This window comes from Vibrio sp. 2130-1 (assembly GCF_033339515.1).
The window spans coordinates 13,825-29,619 of sequence record NZ_JAWOUT010000013.1 but is presented as its reverse complement, the minus strand read 5'-3'; the positions used below and the strand labels follow the sequence as shown (position 1 = coordinate 29,619).

Here is a 15,795-nt window from a genome sequence, read left to right as displayed (position 1 = left end):
TCCCTTTTCTAGCCTTTTGTCTGACGTTGTTAGTTTTTTATGACAACCACTTTCTACTGCACTTATGCCACCAATGAGTTAACTGCGAAGATCATTGATTAACGGCTGCTCCGCTTGGTTCGGTACAAACTGGACATTGCCTTTCAGTTTAGTGACAGACTGGAGTGTTGCTTGAATGTCCTCTGCTGATACATGCACATCATGACAACAGAAAGTAATGGCATCGTTGAAGCCATCGCGCTCAATTTTCAAGGAGCCTTTAATATCGTGGCGACGACAGACTTCTTGGATCTGATGCGGATAAACAAACAGCCCTTTTACTTTCACCGCGGAGTCTGCTCGTCCCATCCAGCCCTTAATTCGTGCATTCGTGCGTGAAGAATCAGAACTTGTCTCTAGGTATGCCGATAAATCTCCCGTTGCGTAGCGAATCAGCGGGAACTTCTCATCGAGCGACGTTACAACGACTTCACCGACTTCTCCCGGTTGTACAGGAACACCATCAGGATCAACGATTTCAACAATAATATCTTCGGCAATCACTAATCCTTGTTCACCAGACACTTGATAAGCAATCAAACCAAGCTCTGCACTTGCGTAGGCTTGAAAGACTGCAATGCCTTTTTCCTCAAACATCTGTTCCATGTCTGCTGTAACCGCTTCACCAGAGACCAGAGCTTTCTCAAAGCTAGGCAGCTCATTGTATTTCTCTTGATACTTTTGTAGCAACGTCAGCAAATACGAAGGTGTACCAGTGTAACCATTAGGTTGAAGCTGTTTAATTGCTTCTATTTGCGCTTCGGTATTGCCTACTCCAGCCGGAAATACCGCACAGCCACAAGCCCTTGCGCCACCATCCATAATAAATCCGCCAGGAGAGAAATGGTAAGAGAGCGTGTTATGCACTAAATCACCCGCACAGAACCCAGCTGCGTGAAACGCGCGCCCCATACGCCAGAAATCGGCCTCATCCGTTTGAGCCTCATACAAAGGCCCAGGAGACTGAAAAACACGTGCCATTTGACCAATGGCAACGCTATTTAAGCCACCAAACGGCGGTTTAAGTTGCTGCTGATTAGGTACATTGAACTTACGTGTAATCGGGAACTGAGCAAGCCCTTCACGATTGTTTGCCAATGTAGGATCTAACTCAGAAAAATGCGCTGCGTAATGTTCGCTATTGGCTTTCGAATTTTCAATCAGCGCTGGCAAACGTTGAAACAGCGACTCTTCTCGCGCCTGTAGAGACAACGATTCTTTCGCATCAAATAGTTCGTTCATCCTTGCTCCTTACAACCAACGCTTACGACGTTTGTAAGATTTCAGATTCTTAAAGCTCTTGCGATCTTCATCGCCGCCGCCAAGGTAGAATTCTTTTACGTCTTCATTGTTTAGCAATTCGTGCTTGCTGCCATCTAGTACGATTTTGCCTGATTCCATGATGTAACCGTAATCGGCCGCTTGAAGAGCGAAGTTGGCATTCTGTTCAACCAAAAGCATGGTAATACCTTGCTCTTTGTTGATCTTGTTAATAATGCTGAATACTTCTTTAACTAGCAGTGGAGAAAGCCCCATAGACGGTTCGTCCAACAAAATCATCTTCGGTCGAGCCATTAACGCTCGGCCAATAGCTAACATTTGTTGCTCACCGCCAGACAAATAGCCCGCCAGGCCAGTGCGCTCTTTGAGTCGCGGGAAATAGTCAAACACCATTTCGATGTCTTGTTCAACTTCGTTGTCAGTGCGTGTATAAGCGCCTAAGCGAAGATTTTCTATTACCGTCATATCTTCAACAATTCGGCGCCCTTCCATAACTTGGAAGATGCCCGAACGGACGATCTCTTCCGGGCTTTTGTTGTCTATACGCTCGCCCATGAAGTTGATTTCGCCGCGCGTCACTTCACCATCTTCGGTTTTCAATAAACCAGAAATGGCTTTCAACGTTGTGGATTTACCCGCACCGTTGGCGCCCAGTAAGGTCACAATCTGCCCTTTTGGAACTTCTAAACTCACACCGCGAAGTACTAGTATTACTTCGTCGTAGACGACTTCAATGTTGTTCACTGAAAGCAGTATTTCTGCCGGTTCGATATTCGTTGCTAATTCAGCCATCAAGCTACTCCTTGCTAGGGTGAGAGTGTTCTCTCACCCATCCTTATTTTCAGTAAGCTTTGTTATTAATAAGTCGTAGATTAGTAACCTAGCCAATCGTCACGACGTGACAATGTCACCTGAGATACTTTCTTAATATCAACTGCGCCGCCATCGTTGTTGCCCATAAAGACGTTCACGGTTGTTGTGCCTCGGTGATCTTCCGGTTTCCAGTTCGCAGGGACACAAACACCTTCTAAGCCTTGTGGTACCCAGTTGTCATGGACATACATGCCCTTCTTGATGTTTTCACCTGTGATACCACCGTTGTCTTTCGCCCACTCCATTGCTTCTTTCATATAGAACGCAGAACAAATACCGCGAATGTAATGGTGAGTTCTGAATTCGCCCGGCTCTGATTCAGACTGCTTAGAAATCTCACGAACCAGCTTCATGCCCTCATTATCATCTCCCCAAAACGCCGTCATACCCGGGAAAACGTAATCTTTAAGGCCATCGCCTGCTGCTTCAAGCACTGGCTTGTCGCCGCCCCAAATGTTAGCCATGTACTGGAACTCTGTCCCAACCGTGTTACAAGACTTCACTAGTGAGATAACCGAGCTACCGATATTAGCAATGTAACCATAGTTGGTGCCTGACTCTTTCAGCGACAAACATTGCGCTTTGAAGTCCCCTGGTTTTAGTGACACAACGACTGGGTTTTGCACATCAAAACCAAGCTCTTTAGCGTACTCTGCACACGCTTCTTTTGGCGCATTCGGGAATGGATGGTTATCGCCAATGTGCGTAAATTTCGGCGCACCTTGATTGCCCTTAGATTCCCAATCTTCTTTCGCCCACTTAACTAGCGCACGGCACGCATCTGAGTACGACGCACCATAAAAGAAATTATAAGGCGCTGGTTTCGCGGTTTTTGGGTTTTTGCCAGTTGGGTCAGTTAAGTGACCAGAGTAAGAAGCAGAGAACACCGGCACTTTGTCTTTGGTGACAAACGAAATAAGTGCTTCGGTATCCGCCGTACCCCAACCTTGCAGCGCAACCATGTCTTTACGCGCCACCCAACGTTTATAGTTAGAAATCGCCACTGGTACTTTGTACGCCATGTCTACTGTTTCAAATTCGAGCTCGGTACCGTTAATGCCACCGTTTTGGTTAATCCAACGCAATGCGTCTCGCACGCCAGAACCATAAGGCTTGCTCACATAGGCAGTTGGTCCAGAAAAGTCGACTAATTGCCCGACAAACACAGAATCTTTTGCCCAAGTTGTGGTAGTAAACAGTGCAGATGACAGCACCAACGTTGTCGCTAAATGTCCTTTGTTCATAACTCGTTGTCCTTGTTATTGAGGTATATTCCACTTAATTCCACGTTAATATGAGAACGGATAGTGTTTCCAATATGCTCGAATCTGTTGCCAGCGATGCGATAATCCTTGAGGTTCGAAAATGAGGAACAGCATGATGACTAAACCAATCGCCATTTCTTTGAAGTAAGCCAGACCATCAGTGAAAGCGGTCGTATCACCAAACGCTGAAAGCCCCGTTACGCCAAACTCTAAAACTTCAGGCAGCAGTACGATAAATATCGTCCCCATCAGCGTACCTTTGACTGAGCCTAAGCCACCAATGATGATCATGGCCAAAAACTGGATAGACATCATGATGGTGAAGCCTTCTGCTGATACAAACCCTAGATAATGTCCGTAGAGTGCGCCCCCGATGCCTGCATAGAATGCACACACTCCAAATGAGAGCAGACGATACTTGGTTAGGTTGATGCCCATGATCTCTGCTGACAGATAGTGATCTCGTACTGAGACAAACGCGCGACCGTCACGAGAACGGATTAAGTTTGATGCCCACATATACATGAAGATCAGCGCAAACAGAGCGATGTAGAAGAAGCTTTCGTCAGTCGTAAACTCAAAGCCAAACAAATTAATTGGGTTCGCGCTAGCACCGTATGAGCCGCCACTGAACCAATCTGCGCGAGCAAAGAAGTCCTCTAGAATAAACTGCGCCGCCAACGTTGCGATAGCTAGATATAAACCTTTAATTCGAGCCGCTGGCAGACCAAACAGCATCCCCACAATCATGGTTAAGTAACCCGCAAGCGGAATCGCAAACACGACTGGAATGTTAAACTGGTTATTTAGCCAAGCCGATGCAAAGGCGCCAAAGCCAAAGAACGCACCGTGACCTAGCGAGATTTGTCCGGTAAAACCAACCAAAATGTTTAAGCCCAATGCCGCGATACCGAGGTATGCAATCTGAATAAACAGGTTTAGGAAGTAAATATCCAAGACCAGCGGTGCTGCCAGCATGGCGATGACACCTGCAATCGCAAGGCTTCTGATGGTTTTGGTTTCAAAAATTGGCGTATCGCTTTTGTATGTGGTTCGAAAATCCCCACATGGGCGCATGCTAAGTTGAGCCATGTTATTTCTCCTTAAATACGCTCAATATCTTTGGTACCAAACAGGCCATATGGCTTGAAGGCAAGAATGATTAACAGCACATAGAATGGTGCGATGTTGTATAAGTTACCCACTTGCAGGTATTGGCTATCAAAAAACTCAGCCAAGTTTTCTAGCACCCCGATGGTGATACCACCGACAATTGCGCCGACTACCGAATCTAAGCCACCTAAAATAACGGCTGGGAAAACTTTGATACCAATAATGGATAGCGCGTCAGATACGCCGTTAACGATACCGATAACAATCCCTGCTGTTGCAGATACCATTGCCGAAATGGCCCAACTGATGGCGAACACTTTCTTGATGGAAATGCCAAGACTCTGGGCTACTTGCTGGTTGAATGCCGTTGCGCGCATTGCCAGACCCATTTTGCTGAATTTGAAGAACCAGTAGAACGCGCCCATGATGAGCATTGAGAAGATCAAGCTCAGAATGTAAGCAAACTCAACATTCAAACCTCCGATATTCACCACGTTGGTTTCGAACACTTGCGGGTACGACACAGCAGAGACACCGAATATCCACTTCATCAGCGCTTGGAAAAACATCGATAGACCAATGGTCACCATGATCACAGAGATAATCGGTTCACCAATCAACGGTCTGAGCACAATGGTTTGCACGGCGATACCAAAAATCATCATGAACGCGAGCGTGAGTAAAAAGCCTATAAAAAACGGTAACTGTAGGTGTACCAATGCCGCCCAACATACCCATGCGCCAATCAACAGGAACTCACCCTGAGCAAAGTTGACCACCTGGGTCGATTTGTAAATCAATACAAAGCACATGGCGACAACGCCATACAACATGCCAACGATCACGCCATTAATGACGAGTTGCAGTAATAAATCCGTATTCACTATGCGATCCTCCGTTGTTCGCTATCCACTAGTGTTGGCTCATGCTCAATAAGCGTTTCAATAACTAGCGACGTTTGAATGCGTGTTTTAGTGCCATCTTGATAAGTGATCACTGTATCGACATCGACTTTTGGATCGTCGCTGTAGATGGTTTCGATGATGTCTCCGTATTTCTCTGCAACCACACCACGGCGTACTTTACGTGTGCGAGTTAGCTCGCCATCGTCGGCATCCAGCTCTTTGTAAAGTAGAATGAATTTGCTGATCTTCTGTGCATCCGGTAGGGACTCGTTCACTTTTTGAACTTCTTCACGAATCGCTTGGTACACTTCTGGTTGAGCAGATAAGTTGGTGTAGTTGGTAAATGCCAAGCCGCGTTGCTCTGCCCACTTCGCGACGATCGCATAGCGAATACAGATGATGGCAGACAGCCAAGGTCGACCTTTACCTACCACCACGGCTTCTGCAATAAACGGCGAGAACTTGAGTTTGTTTTCAATGAACTGCGGAGAGTAGCGGTCGCCGTGGCTGGTTTCCGACATATCTTTCAGACGATCAATCACCACCAAGTGACCGGAATCTTTAAAATAACCCGCATCGCCTGTGTGCATCCAACCATCTTGAACATCTTCATCATATGCTGCTTGGTTGTTTAAGTAGCCAGTAAACATGCCTGTACTTTTCGCGATGATTTCACCAACGCCATTGCTGTCTGGGTTGATGACTTTCACTTCTGCATTATCAAACGCAACGCCGACCGAATCATAGTCCACGTCATCGGCTTGGTGGACGGTGTACGCACCACACATTTCGGTTTGACCATAAAGCTGCTTAAGTGGCACACCAATAGCTTGTAGGTAACGGAAAGTGTCAGGCCCCATCGCCGCCCCGCCCGTTGCAGCAGATGTTAGGTTCGAAAAGCCTAAACGGTCTCGCAAAGCACGCAAAAGAATCCATTCGGCGAGTTTAGAACGTTTGCCCTGCTCTAACGCTTTGTTGGCTAAGCTCATGCCCAGTTTGTACATCTTTTGCTTAAACGGTGTCGAATCCATCATTCGTGCAGACACGTCTGCCACAATGTTTTCCCACACACGTGGCGCTAACAGCACAAAGTTTGGACCGATTTCACGCAAGTCGGACATCATGGTTTCTTGTTCTTCCACAAAGTTAACGATTTGACGAGAAATCAACGCCTGACCAACCACGTAAACCTGCTCCATAATCCAAGGCAAAGGCAGAACAGAAACGTAGTTGTCGCCTGGGGAACGAGGGTCTGCACGCAAGTAAGCCGCACAGTGATCCAAGAACGTGCCACTGTGTAGCTGAGCCAATTTTGGTTTAGAAGTCGTACCCGACGTTGTACAAAGAATTGAAAGATCGCTGCCTTTGGTTTCAACAACCATATTGAGATATTTGTCTGGGTCCGCTTTATCAATCAGCTGACCTTTTTTGTAGACCTGTTCAACATCAATCAATCTTGGATCATCGTATTTACGCATTCCACGAGGATCGCAGTAAATAATGTATTCAACGCTAGGAATTTCATCACCAAGCTCAAGCAGCTTGTCGCATTGCTCTTCATCTTCGGCAATCACGACTTTTGCTTTGGCATAGTTGATGAGGTACGCCACTTCTTCGTGCATGGAATCTTGATAGATGCCCAGCGAGAAACCTTTGATCGCATGTGCGGCCAACTCGCCCCATACCCATTCCGGGCGGTTATCACCTAGCAAACCAACGACATCTTGTTCGCCAATACCTAAATCTTGTAGTGCCAGTGCCATCCACTTGACGCGGTTTTCATAATCTTTCCAAGTGAACTCTCGCCAAATACCAAACTCCTTTTCACGCATTGCGACTTGTTCGGGCCAGTTCTTGGCATTGTGTTGCAACACTTTTGGAAAGGTATCTAAGCGGGTTATATCTGCCCAATCATTATGTTGCTGTGCCATTATGCACTCTCCTCTAATGTCGGTAGCTCTTCGCCTAAGTACGCTTGTTTCACATGTGGGTTGGCCATCACTTCTTCAGGCTCACCTGTAGCAATGTGTTTCCCGAAGTCCAAAACCAAAACGCGATTAGAGATGTCCATGACCACGCCCATGTCGTGCTCAATCATGATGATCGTGATATCTAATTCTTCATTCAGATCCATGATGTAACGTGCCATGTCTTCCTTTTCTTCCAAGTTCATTCCTGCCATTGGTTCATCAAGCAGCAATAACTTAGGTTTTAAGGCAATGGCACGAGCAAGCTCTACACGCTTACGTAAGCCGTAAGATAGCGTGCCTGCAGTCGCTTTTCGGATGTGCTGGATTTCTAGAAAATCGATCACGTCTTCCACATATTTGCGGTGCGCCATCTCCTCTTTCTGCGCATTGGAGAACCAATAGAGTGGCCCCGTGACGAAGTTATTTTTCAGTAGGTGGTGTCGGCCAACCATGATGTTGTCCAGTACCGACATATGAGAAAAGAGCGCTAAGTTTTGGAAGGTTCTTCCCAACCCTAGCTCAGCTCGTTGACTAGGTGTCCGTTTAGTTACATCATCTCCAGCGAAGATTACAGAGCCTTTGTTTGGTGTGTATCGACCAGAGATGCAATTGAGCATTGAGGTTTTACCTGCACCGTTTGGACCAATGATTGAAAAGATTTCCTTTTCATTCACATGGAAGCTCACGTCAGTCAAAGCTTTCACCCCACCAAAAGCCAATGAAATATCGTTTACCTGCAACAGAGGCGATTCCGATACCATAGTTGATCTCCCTTTCGTTATTTTAAGTGCGTTCCATTGAGCACTATTTGATCAAACCTAACTTTGATACTGGTAACCGCTTTTACACCTATGCATCAACTTTGTATTCAGTTTACGTAAACGTCAATTTAAAATCAGAATAGTGCCTGAAAGATTAAGTTGCAATCGAGTTCATCGAGAAAGATTTGAACTAACGCAAACTTTAAGTAAATAAATTGTTAATAAAAATTATTCTCAAACGCTTACATATTTGGATAGTTCGGACCACCACCACCTTCTGGCGGAGTCCAGGTAATATTTTGACTTGGATCTTTGATGTCGCAGGTCTTACAGTGGATACAGTTGGCCGCATTTATTTGCAGCTCTGGCTGCTGCTCCCCCTGTACAATTTCATACACGCCAGCCGGACAATAGCGCTGTGCTGGCTCTGCATATAATTCAAGGTTCTGCTCAATAGGGATCCGCTGGTTCGCCAAACGTAAGTGGCATGGTTGATCTTCCTCATGGAAGATATTGGATAGATAAACAGAAGAGAGGCGATCGAAACTTAACACGCCATCAGGCTTCGGATAGACAATTTCATTGCTGCTTTCCGCCAATAACAGAGACTGATGATCAGGCTTATCACAGCGGATATGCCACTTAGCTTTGCCTTTTAATACGTTATGTTCCAGCAGCGCTAAACCACCGCCCAGCCACGATCCAAAGCGGTGAATGCCACTTGAGAAGTTACGTGCTTGATAAAGCTCTTCATACAGCCAAGAATGTTTGAAATGCTTTTGATAATCAGCAGTAACTGACTGACTCTCAAGGGCTTCACATACTGCTTCAGCGGCAAGCATGCCAGATTTTATTGCGGTGTGTGTGCCTTTGATTTTAGCGCCGTTAAGTGTTCCTGCATCACAGCCAATTAACAAGCCACCAGCAAACTGCTGCGTGGGAAGCGAATGAAAGCCGCCCTTGGTAATCGCTCTCGCGCCATAGCTAATACGCTTCCCATTTTTGAGGTATTGCTCAATCAACGGGTGGTGTTTAAAACGTTGAAACTCATCAAATGGACTCAAGTGCGGATTCTTATAATTCAAGTCAACAATCAACCCGACGGCAACTTGGTTTCCCTCTAAATGGTAGAGATAACTGCCACCTGTAGCTTCATTTGATAACGGCCAACCTAATCCGTGCACTACTAAACCTTGCTGATGCTGCTCTGATGGGATTTCCCACAGCTCTTTAAAACCGATAGCGTAGTGTTGAGGCGTTTTCTCTTCAGCAAGATTAAATCGGTTAATCAACTGCTTACCAATATGCCCCCGTGCGCCTTCAGCAAATAAAGTAAACTTCGCTCGCAGTTCAATACCAGGTTCGAAATTTCCTTTTTGTTCACCATTTTTATCTAATCCCATATCGCCCGTGATCACGCCACAAACACGACTATCTTCATCGATGATCGCTTGACTGGCGGTAAAACCTGGGTAGACCTCCACCCCCAAGTTCTCAGCCTGCAACGCCATCCATCGGCATAGACTGCCCAAACTTATGATGTAATTACCTTTGTTATGTAACGTATTAGGCACCGCCCAAGAAGGCAGTTCATGACCATTGATTTCATTGCCTAGATAGTAGGTTTTATCTTGGTTTACTTTGGTATTGAGCGGAGCGCCTTTCTCTTCCCAGTCGGGAAAAAGCTCATCCAAACTCCGCGTTTCAAACACCGCACCCGATAAAATATGCGCTCCAACTTCAGAACCTTTTTCTACCACGCAAACAGAGAGGTCTTGTTTTTTTTCTGCTGCTAATTGTTTGATTCGGCATGCCGCAGACAAACCTGCGGGACCAGCGCCTACAATCAGAACATCAAATTCCATGCAGTCTCTTTCCATGATTGCATTCCTTTTTCTTTGCATGTTGCCAACTTGTTAAGCGACAATATATTTAAAGTTGACGCAAACGTAAAGGTAAATTAACATCATTTTAAAGACGTCATCACATCGTCTTCACTGTAAACACATAGTCTTCACTGTAAAAAGGAATCTAACGTGAAAATACTAGTGCCAATCAAAAGGGTCATTGATCCCTACGTTAAAGTTCGCGTGAAAGCGGACCATAGCGATGTTGAAACCAATAACGTCAAGATGACGATTAATCCATTTTGCGAAATAGCCGTTGAAGAAGCCGTACGACTAAAGGAGCAAGGTATTGCAGATGAAGTCATCGTTGTCAGTGCCGGCGGTAGCCAGTGTCAGGAGCAACTACGTACCGCGCTTGCATTAGGCGCCGATCGCGCTATTCATGTCGATACTGAAGACAAAATAGAGCCATTAGTTGTTGCTAAGCTGCTCAAAGCTCTAGTTGAGCAAGAACAAGCACAGCTTGTGATTACGGGTAAACAATCCATTGATACGGACAACAACCAAGTGGCTCAGATGCTGGCCGCCCTACTTGACTGGCCTCAAGCAACTTTCGCTTCCGACGTGAAGATTGAAGATCCAAAAGTTCAGGTCGTGAGAGAAGTGGACGGCGGCTTGATGACGGTCGCGATGAACTTACCTGCGGTGATCAGTACTGACTTACGCCTGAATGAACCGCGTTTTGCCTCTTTGCCTAATATCATGAAAGCTAAGCGCAAGCCGTTAGATACCATCACACCTGACAGTCTGGGTGTTGAAGTGGTATTTAGCCAAACCATTCAAGAAGTCACACCGCCAGCGCAAAGAAAAGGTGGCATCAAGGTTGAATCTGTCTCAGAGCTTCTCGATAAGCTGCGTAACGAAGCGAAGGTGATTTCATGAAGAACTTAATCATAGCAGAACATGACAATAACCAATTGCATGCGGACACACTCAAAGTGGTTAATGCAGCAAAACAAGTCAGCCAAGACAATGTTTTGATCGTAGTGGGCCACCAGTGTGAAGAAGTCGCTCAGCAAGCTTGTCGCGTTGATGGTATATCAAACGTAATTTGTGTCGATTATGAACAACTTAAGCATCAATTTGCCGAGAGTATCGCACCTATTGTAGTGAGTATTGCTGAAGGCTTTGACGCAATCTGGGCTAGCTCATCATCAAAAGGGAAAGACCTTGCACCGCGAGTAGCAGCGAAGTTCGGCGTTGGGCAAATTTCCGATATTGTCCAAGTTATCGATGAAAACACTTTTATCCGCCCTATTTATGCAGGAAACGCATTTGCCAAAGTGACCACCAGCGACAAGGTTCGCGTCATCACCGTGCGCGCGTCTGCGTTTGAGCCGGTTACTTGTCACAACCAAGCTGATATTAAGCATCAGCAGGTCACTATCTCAGCTCCAATGGTTGAATTGGTTTCTGCCGATAAAACCGTGTCAGAGCGCCCTGAATTAAGCGCGGCAGAGGTGGTTGTGTCAGGTGGACGCGGAGTCGGTAGCAAAGAGAACTTCGCGTTGATCGAACAAGTTGCCGATAAACTAGGTGCTGCCATTGGCGCTTCTCGTGCGGCAGTTGATGCCGGGTTTGTTGCCAACGACTTACAAGTGGGTCAAACCGGTAAAATCGTTGCACCTAAGCTTTATATAGCGGTTGGGATTTCCGGTGCCATCCAGCATCTTGCAGGAATGAAGGAATCCAAAGTGATTGTCGCGATCAACAAAGATCCAGAATCTCCTATCTTTGAAGTTGCTGACTATGGATTGGTTGGTGATTTATTTGAGGTACTACCTCAGCTTGCCGAACAACTTTAAACGATCAGATAAGGGGCGAACACTGCTATGTTCGCCCCTTTATTTTGTTTTGGTCATATTCAAAAGAATTGAAATTAGAGGGACCTATGCCAAATTCTGCACCTATTTGGTCACCATCTGCTGAGCGCGTCAGCAATAGCAACTTATTACGGTTCATTGAAAAGGTTAATAAAGACAAAGCCGAAGGTGCCGTACTCAACAATTACACGTCTCTACACCAGTGGTCCATTGAGCACAATGATGAATTTTGGCGACATACTTGGCAGTTTTGCAACGTAATCGGAGATATAGGTTCGCAAATCAAGAGCCTTGGCAGTCCCAAATGGACACAAACAGGTTCTAATCATCACCATGTAAATAGAGACACAGTATGGTTTGCTGACGCCACGCTGAACTACGCAGAGAACCTCCTATCTCAGGCTGAGCAATCACCAGAGCGTGAGTTTATTGTTTTTAGCAATGAAAGCGGTGAACACCGACAACTCACCGGTAAACAGTTGCTTGAACAAGTTTCTGCCATTCAACAATGGCTACTCAATTGTGGTGTCGGTAAAGGCGATGTCGTTGCGGGTTATTTGCCCTACCTTCCTGAAACCGTTATAGCCATGTTGGCTACTACAAGCCTTGGCGCTATTTGGACTTCAACCTCTCCTGATTTTGGTATCGATAGCGTCGTAGAGCGTTTTGGTCAGGTTAAGCCGAAAGTTCTTTTTTGCTGTGATGGCTACCAGTTCGGAGGCAAAGCTTTCGATATGACGGACAAGAACACCACTCTTAGTAGTAAGTTAAGCAGTGCCTCCGAAGAGACTACTATTAGCGTATGCCAAATCGAATATTTACAAAACGCTAAGAGAGCTACCACTTCTGACTTTGTCTCTTGGTCCGATATTACTCACCACTTTTCTCCACAATCAATTCAATATCAACCAACGCTGTTTAATGACCCATTATTCATTTTGTATTCTTCTGGTACAACAGGTCAACCTAAGTGTATTGTTCATTCCGCAGGCGGTACCTTGCTCAATCACCTCAAAGAACATCAACTGCATTGCGACATCAAATCGCAAGACAAGGTTTTCTACTACACAACATGTGGTTGGATGATGTGGAACTGGCATGTTTCCGCTCTTGCGAGTGGTGCAGCCTTAGTGATTTACGACGGTAGTCCGGTTTACCCTGATCACTCCGTCTTATGGCGATTAGCTGAAGAACATAACGTGTCGCTGTTTGGTACTTCAGCGAAATACTTAGAGGCACTGGAGCAGGCAAACTGCTCTCCAAAACTAGAACATAACCTGAAGTCACTCAAAACTCTGTGCTCAACTGGTTCGGTGCTTTACCCAGAACAATTTAATTATGTCTATCAGCACATCAAGCAGGACTTGCATCTCGCTTCTATCGCTGGCGGCACAGATATTTGCGGATGCTTTGTACTTGGAAACCCTATTTCACCAGTTTACAAAGGTGAATGCCAAGGCTCAGGGCTGGGAATCGACGCACGTGTTCTAGAGGATGATGGACATACTATTACGCAAAAACGCGGCGAACTGACTTGTAATAACTCGCTACCTAACTTCCCTATTGGCTTCTGGCACGACAACGGCGAACGTTATCACAACGCTTATTGGAGCAAGTTTACCGATATCTGGCACCATGGCGACGATGTGATGCAAACCGAACATGGCGGCTTTATTTTTTATGGCCGTAGTGACGCAACCTTAAATCCAGGCGGCGTACGCATCGGTACCGCTGAAATCTATCAGCAAGTGAACGCGTTACCCGAGGTTGAAGACTCCATCGCTGTCGGCAAGTTAAACCAGCAGTCTGAAGAAATCTGGTTACTAGTAAAACTCGCTCACAACGTCGAGTTAACCCAACAACTCACCGATTCAATTCGCCAAACATTGAAAACAAAATGTTCACCGCGCCATGTCCCACGACAAATTTTTGCTATCAGTGATATTCCTAAAACGCGCTCAGGCAAATTGGTTGAGCTAGCAGTGAAACAATTGGTAAACGGACAAGCTGTAAAAAACATTGGTGCTATTGCTAACCCAGAAGTGCTGGAAGAAATTAAAACGCTTTTCAACATAGAAGGCGCCACCGTCACTTAGAGACCCAACAAGTCTTCCCACAATACAGACGGGTATAACCTAACTATATTTTAGCTCGCTCGATAACTCCTCCCCACTTTCGTGGAAACTGAGCGAAATATGCTTCATGTACACAAAAAAGGTGAGATAATTCTATCTCACCTTTGAGCCATATGAGCTGGAGCATTAGTTTGGGGGTTAAGCTTTTATCAGTTGGCTCATATCTTCGCGAACTTGTGGCACCGTTAAACCAACGATGATTTGAAGGCTCTCTTGATTTCTAACAATATTCACCGCTCCGTGCTGTGTGAAAAATGCGTTCTCCTTTACCAGAGAGACATCTTTAACTTTAACACGCAGACGCGTCGCGCAATTAGTTAACAATTCAATGTTTTCTTTTCCACCCAAACCTTCAATAAAGGCACTAGCTTGTGACGGACTTGCGCTACTGTTATGGACCGCTTTCGCTTCTTTGTAGTCAGCTTTGGAATACAACTTACTATCTGCACCTTCACGTCCCGGAGTAAGTATGTTGTATTTTAAAATAAGCGCGCGAAACGTAACAAAGTAGACACCAGTAAACATGAGACCAATAATAATCTGAATCACGTATGTTCCTGCATGGTTACCAGCCAAAGGCAACCAGTTTTGGAAAATGAAGTCTATCAAGCCAGTCTGAAAGTTACCGGAAACACCAAACATAAAGGCGATCGTTGCCATTGTCGCAGATAACAACGCATGCAAAGCAAACAGCGCAGGTGCGATAAATAAGAATGTAAACTCTATTGGTTCGGTGATCCCTGTAAGAATTGCTGTGATTGCGGCTCCGAGCACTAACCCCATCACCATCTTTTTATTTTCTTTTTTCGCAACTGAATAGAGTGCTAGTGCGATACCCGTACAACCAAACACTTTACCCATTCCCGTCAACATCAAACCACCCTGAGGAAATTGTGTCGTTAAACTTTCCGAGCTCTGGGCGAATGTCTGTATATTTTGAATCCAATAGGAAACCGTTCCGCCATCGACTGCAACAGGCCCATAAAAAACGGGACCATATACGAAATGATGCAACCCCGTTGGTATCATTATTCGCTCTAAAAACGTAAATAGCCATACCCCTAACGATCCAGCAGAAACCAAAAATGATTGCAGATTGTTAATACCATGCTGAATACTTGGCCAAGTCAAACAAGTTAGAATTGCCATCACGACCATAATTGGGAAGCTAATGATCACAACCAATGGCGTTCCGCCAAATACAGCCGCCCAATCCGGTAGCTTTTTATCAAAGAACCGGTTGTGAACCCAAACAGAGAGACTTGCAATTAAAATCGCACCTAGCAAGTTGGTATCAAGCGTTAGAATGCCACCAACTTCAGTCAAACCTCGCTCACCTTCCGTATAGTTCACGCCCAGTTCTGGTCCCCAAAATTGAAGGATTCCACCAATAACGTAGTTAAACGTAATGTAGGAAACAAGTGTTGCAAGTACAGCGCGACCAGATGCTTTTTTAGCTAAAGCGATAGGTAACCCAACGGCAAAAATAAGTGCCATATTTTTAAATACAGCGAGTGATGCCTGTAAAATGATCGTCGAGACTTTAACCCAAGCACTCCCCTCTAGTGCCCAAGGAAACACTTCTTGATTTAACAGCACAACAGAGAAACCTAATAACATGCCCGCTGCTGGAAATAATAGAACGGGAACAAACATCGCGGCCCCGAACCTTTGAATAATGTCTTTCATATAAACCTCTTGTTTCATTCACGGAGCCTACAAG

12 protein-coding genes are annotated in these 15,795 nt (G+C 45.5%); 3 read left to right on the top strand and 9 right to left on the bottom strand.

The window, feature by feature from the left end; all coding sequences use genetic code 11:
* Positions 1–78: 78 nt before the first annotated feature.
* From R7Q09_RS18125 to R7Q09_RS18090, 8 genes are all read right to left on the bottom strand, one after another.
* Positions 79–1,281, bottom strand: a complete 1,203-nt coding sequence (locus R7Q09_RS18125) for a phenylacetate--CoA ligase family protein (RefSeq protein ID WP_033906431.1) — start codon at positions 1,279–1,281, stop codon at positions 79–81.
* Positions 1,282–1,290: 9 nt separating this feature from the next.
* Positions 1,291–2,112 (bottom strand): ABC transporter ATP-binding protein, encoded by an 822-nt coding sequence (locus R7Q09_RS18120; RefSeq protein WP_005373283.1) that lies wholly within the window; start codon positions 2,110–2,112, stop codon positions 1,291–1,293.
* Between the two features lie 80 nt (positions 2,113–2,192).
* Positions 2,193–3,437, bottom strand: a complete 1,245-nt coding sequence (locus R7Q09_RS18115; protein WP_033906430.1) for an ABC transporter substrate-binding protein — start codon at positions 3,435–3,437, stop codon at positions 2,193–2,195.
* A gap of 45 nt (positions 3,438–3,482) precedes the next feature.
* Positions 3,483–4,550: a branched-chain amino acid ABC transporter permease gene (locus R7Q09_RS18110; RefSeq protein ID WP_005382737.1), complete on the bottom strand. Its 1,068-nt coding sequence runs from the start codon at positions 4,548–4,550 to the stop codon at positions 3,483–3,485.
* An 11-nt stretch (positions 4,551–4,561) separates the two neighbouring features.
* Positions 4,562–5,455 (bottom strand): branched-chain amino acid ABC transporter permease, encoded by an 894-nt coding sequence (locus R7Q09_RS18105; protein ID WP_005373295.1) that lies wholly within the window; start codon positions 5,453–5,455, stop codon positions 4,562–4,564.
* A complete protein-coding gene (locus R7Q09_RS18100; protein WP_005382741.1) occupies positions 5,455–7,407 on the bottom strand; it encodes a long-chain fatty acid--CoA ligase in 1,953 nt (650 codons plus the stop codon). Before R7Q09_RS18100 ends, R7Q09_RS18105 begins: the two co-directional genes overlap by 1 nt.
* Positions 7,407–8,207 carry an ABC transporter ATP-binding protein gene (locus tag R7Q09_RS18095; protein ID WP_005373297.1) on the bottom strand — a complete coding sequence of 267 codons (801 nt, stop codon included), beginning with the start codon at positions 8,205–8,207 and terminating at the stop codon, positions 7,407–7,409. The genes R7Q09_RS18100 and R7Q09_RS18095 overlap by 1 nt, the downstream gene beginning before the upstream one ends.
* A gap of 242 nt (positions 8,208–8,449) precedes the next feature.
* Entirely contained in the window at positions 8,450–10,087 is a 1,638-nt protein-coding gene (locus R7Q09_RS18090; protein WP_318071070.1) for an electron transfer flavoprotein-ubiquinone oxidoreductase, read from the bottom strand.
* Positions 10,088–10,243: 156 nt separating this feature from the next.
* Here R7Q09_RS18090 and R7Q09_RS18085 point away from each other — a divergent pair, with 156 nt between their 5' ends.
* From R7Q09_RS18085 to R7Q09_RS18075, 3 genes are all read left to right on the top strand, one after another.
* Complete coding sequence (locus R7Q09_RS18085) at positions 10,244–10,996, top strand: electron transfer flavoprotein subunit beta/FixA family protein (RefSeq protein WP_262595984.1); 753 nt, start codon at positions 10,244–10,246, stop codon at positions 10,994–10,996.
* Complete coding sequence (locus R7Q09_RS18080) at positions 10,993–11,919, top strand: electron transfer flavoprotein subunit alpha/FixB family protein (RefSeq protein WP_054574671.1); 927 nt, start codon at positions 10,993–10,995, stop codon at positions 11,917–11,919. Before R7Q09_RS18085 ends, R7Q09_RS18080 begins: the two co-directional genes overlap by 4 nt.
* 86 nt (positions 11,920–12,005) lie before the next feature.
* Complete coding sequence (locus tag R7Q09_RS18075; protein ID WP_262595981.1) at positions 12,006–14,033, top strand: acetoacetate--CoA ligase; 2,028 nt, start codon at positions 12,006–12,008, stop codon at positions 14,031–14,033.
* A 177-nt stretch (positions 14,034–14,210) separates the two neighbouring features.
* On the opposite strand, the gene R7Q09_RS18070 is transcribed toward R7Q09_RS18075, so the two are convergent.
* Entirely contained in the window at positions 14,211–15,761 is a 1,551-nt protein-coding gene (locus R7Q09_RS18070; protein ID WP_258664940.1) for an alpha-glucoside-specific PTS transporter subunit IIBC, read from the bottom strand.
* Positions 15,762–15,795 lie beyond the last annotated feature (34 nt).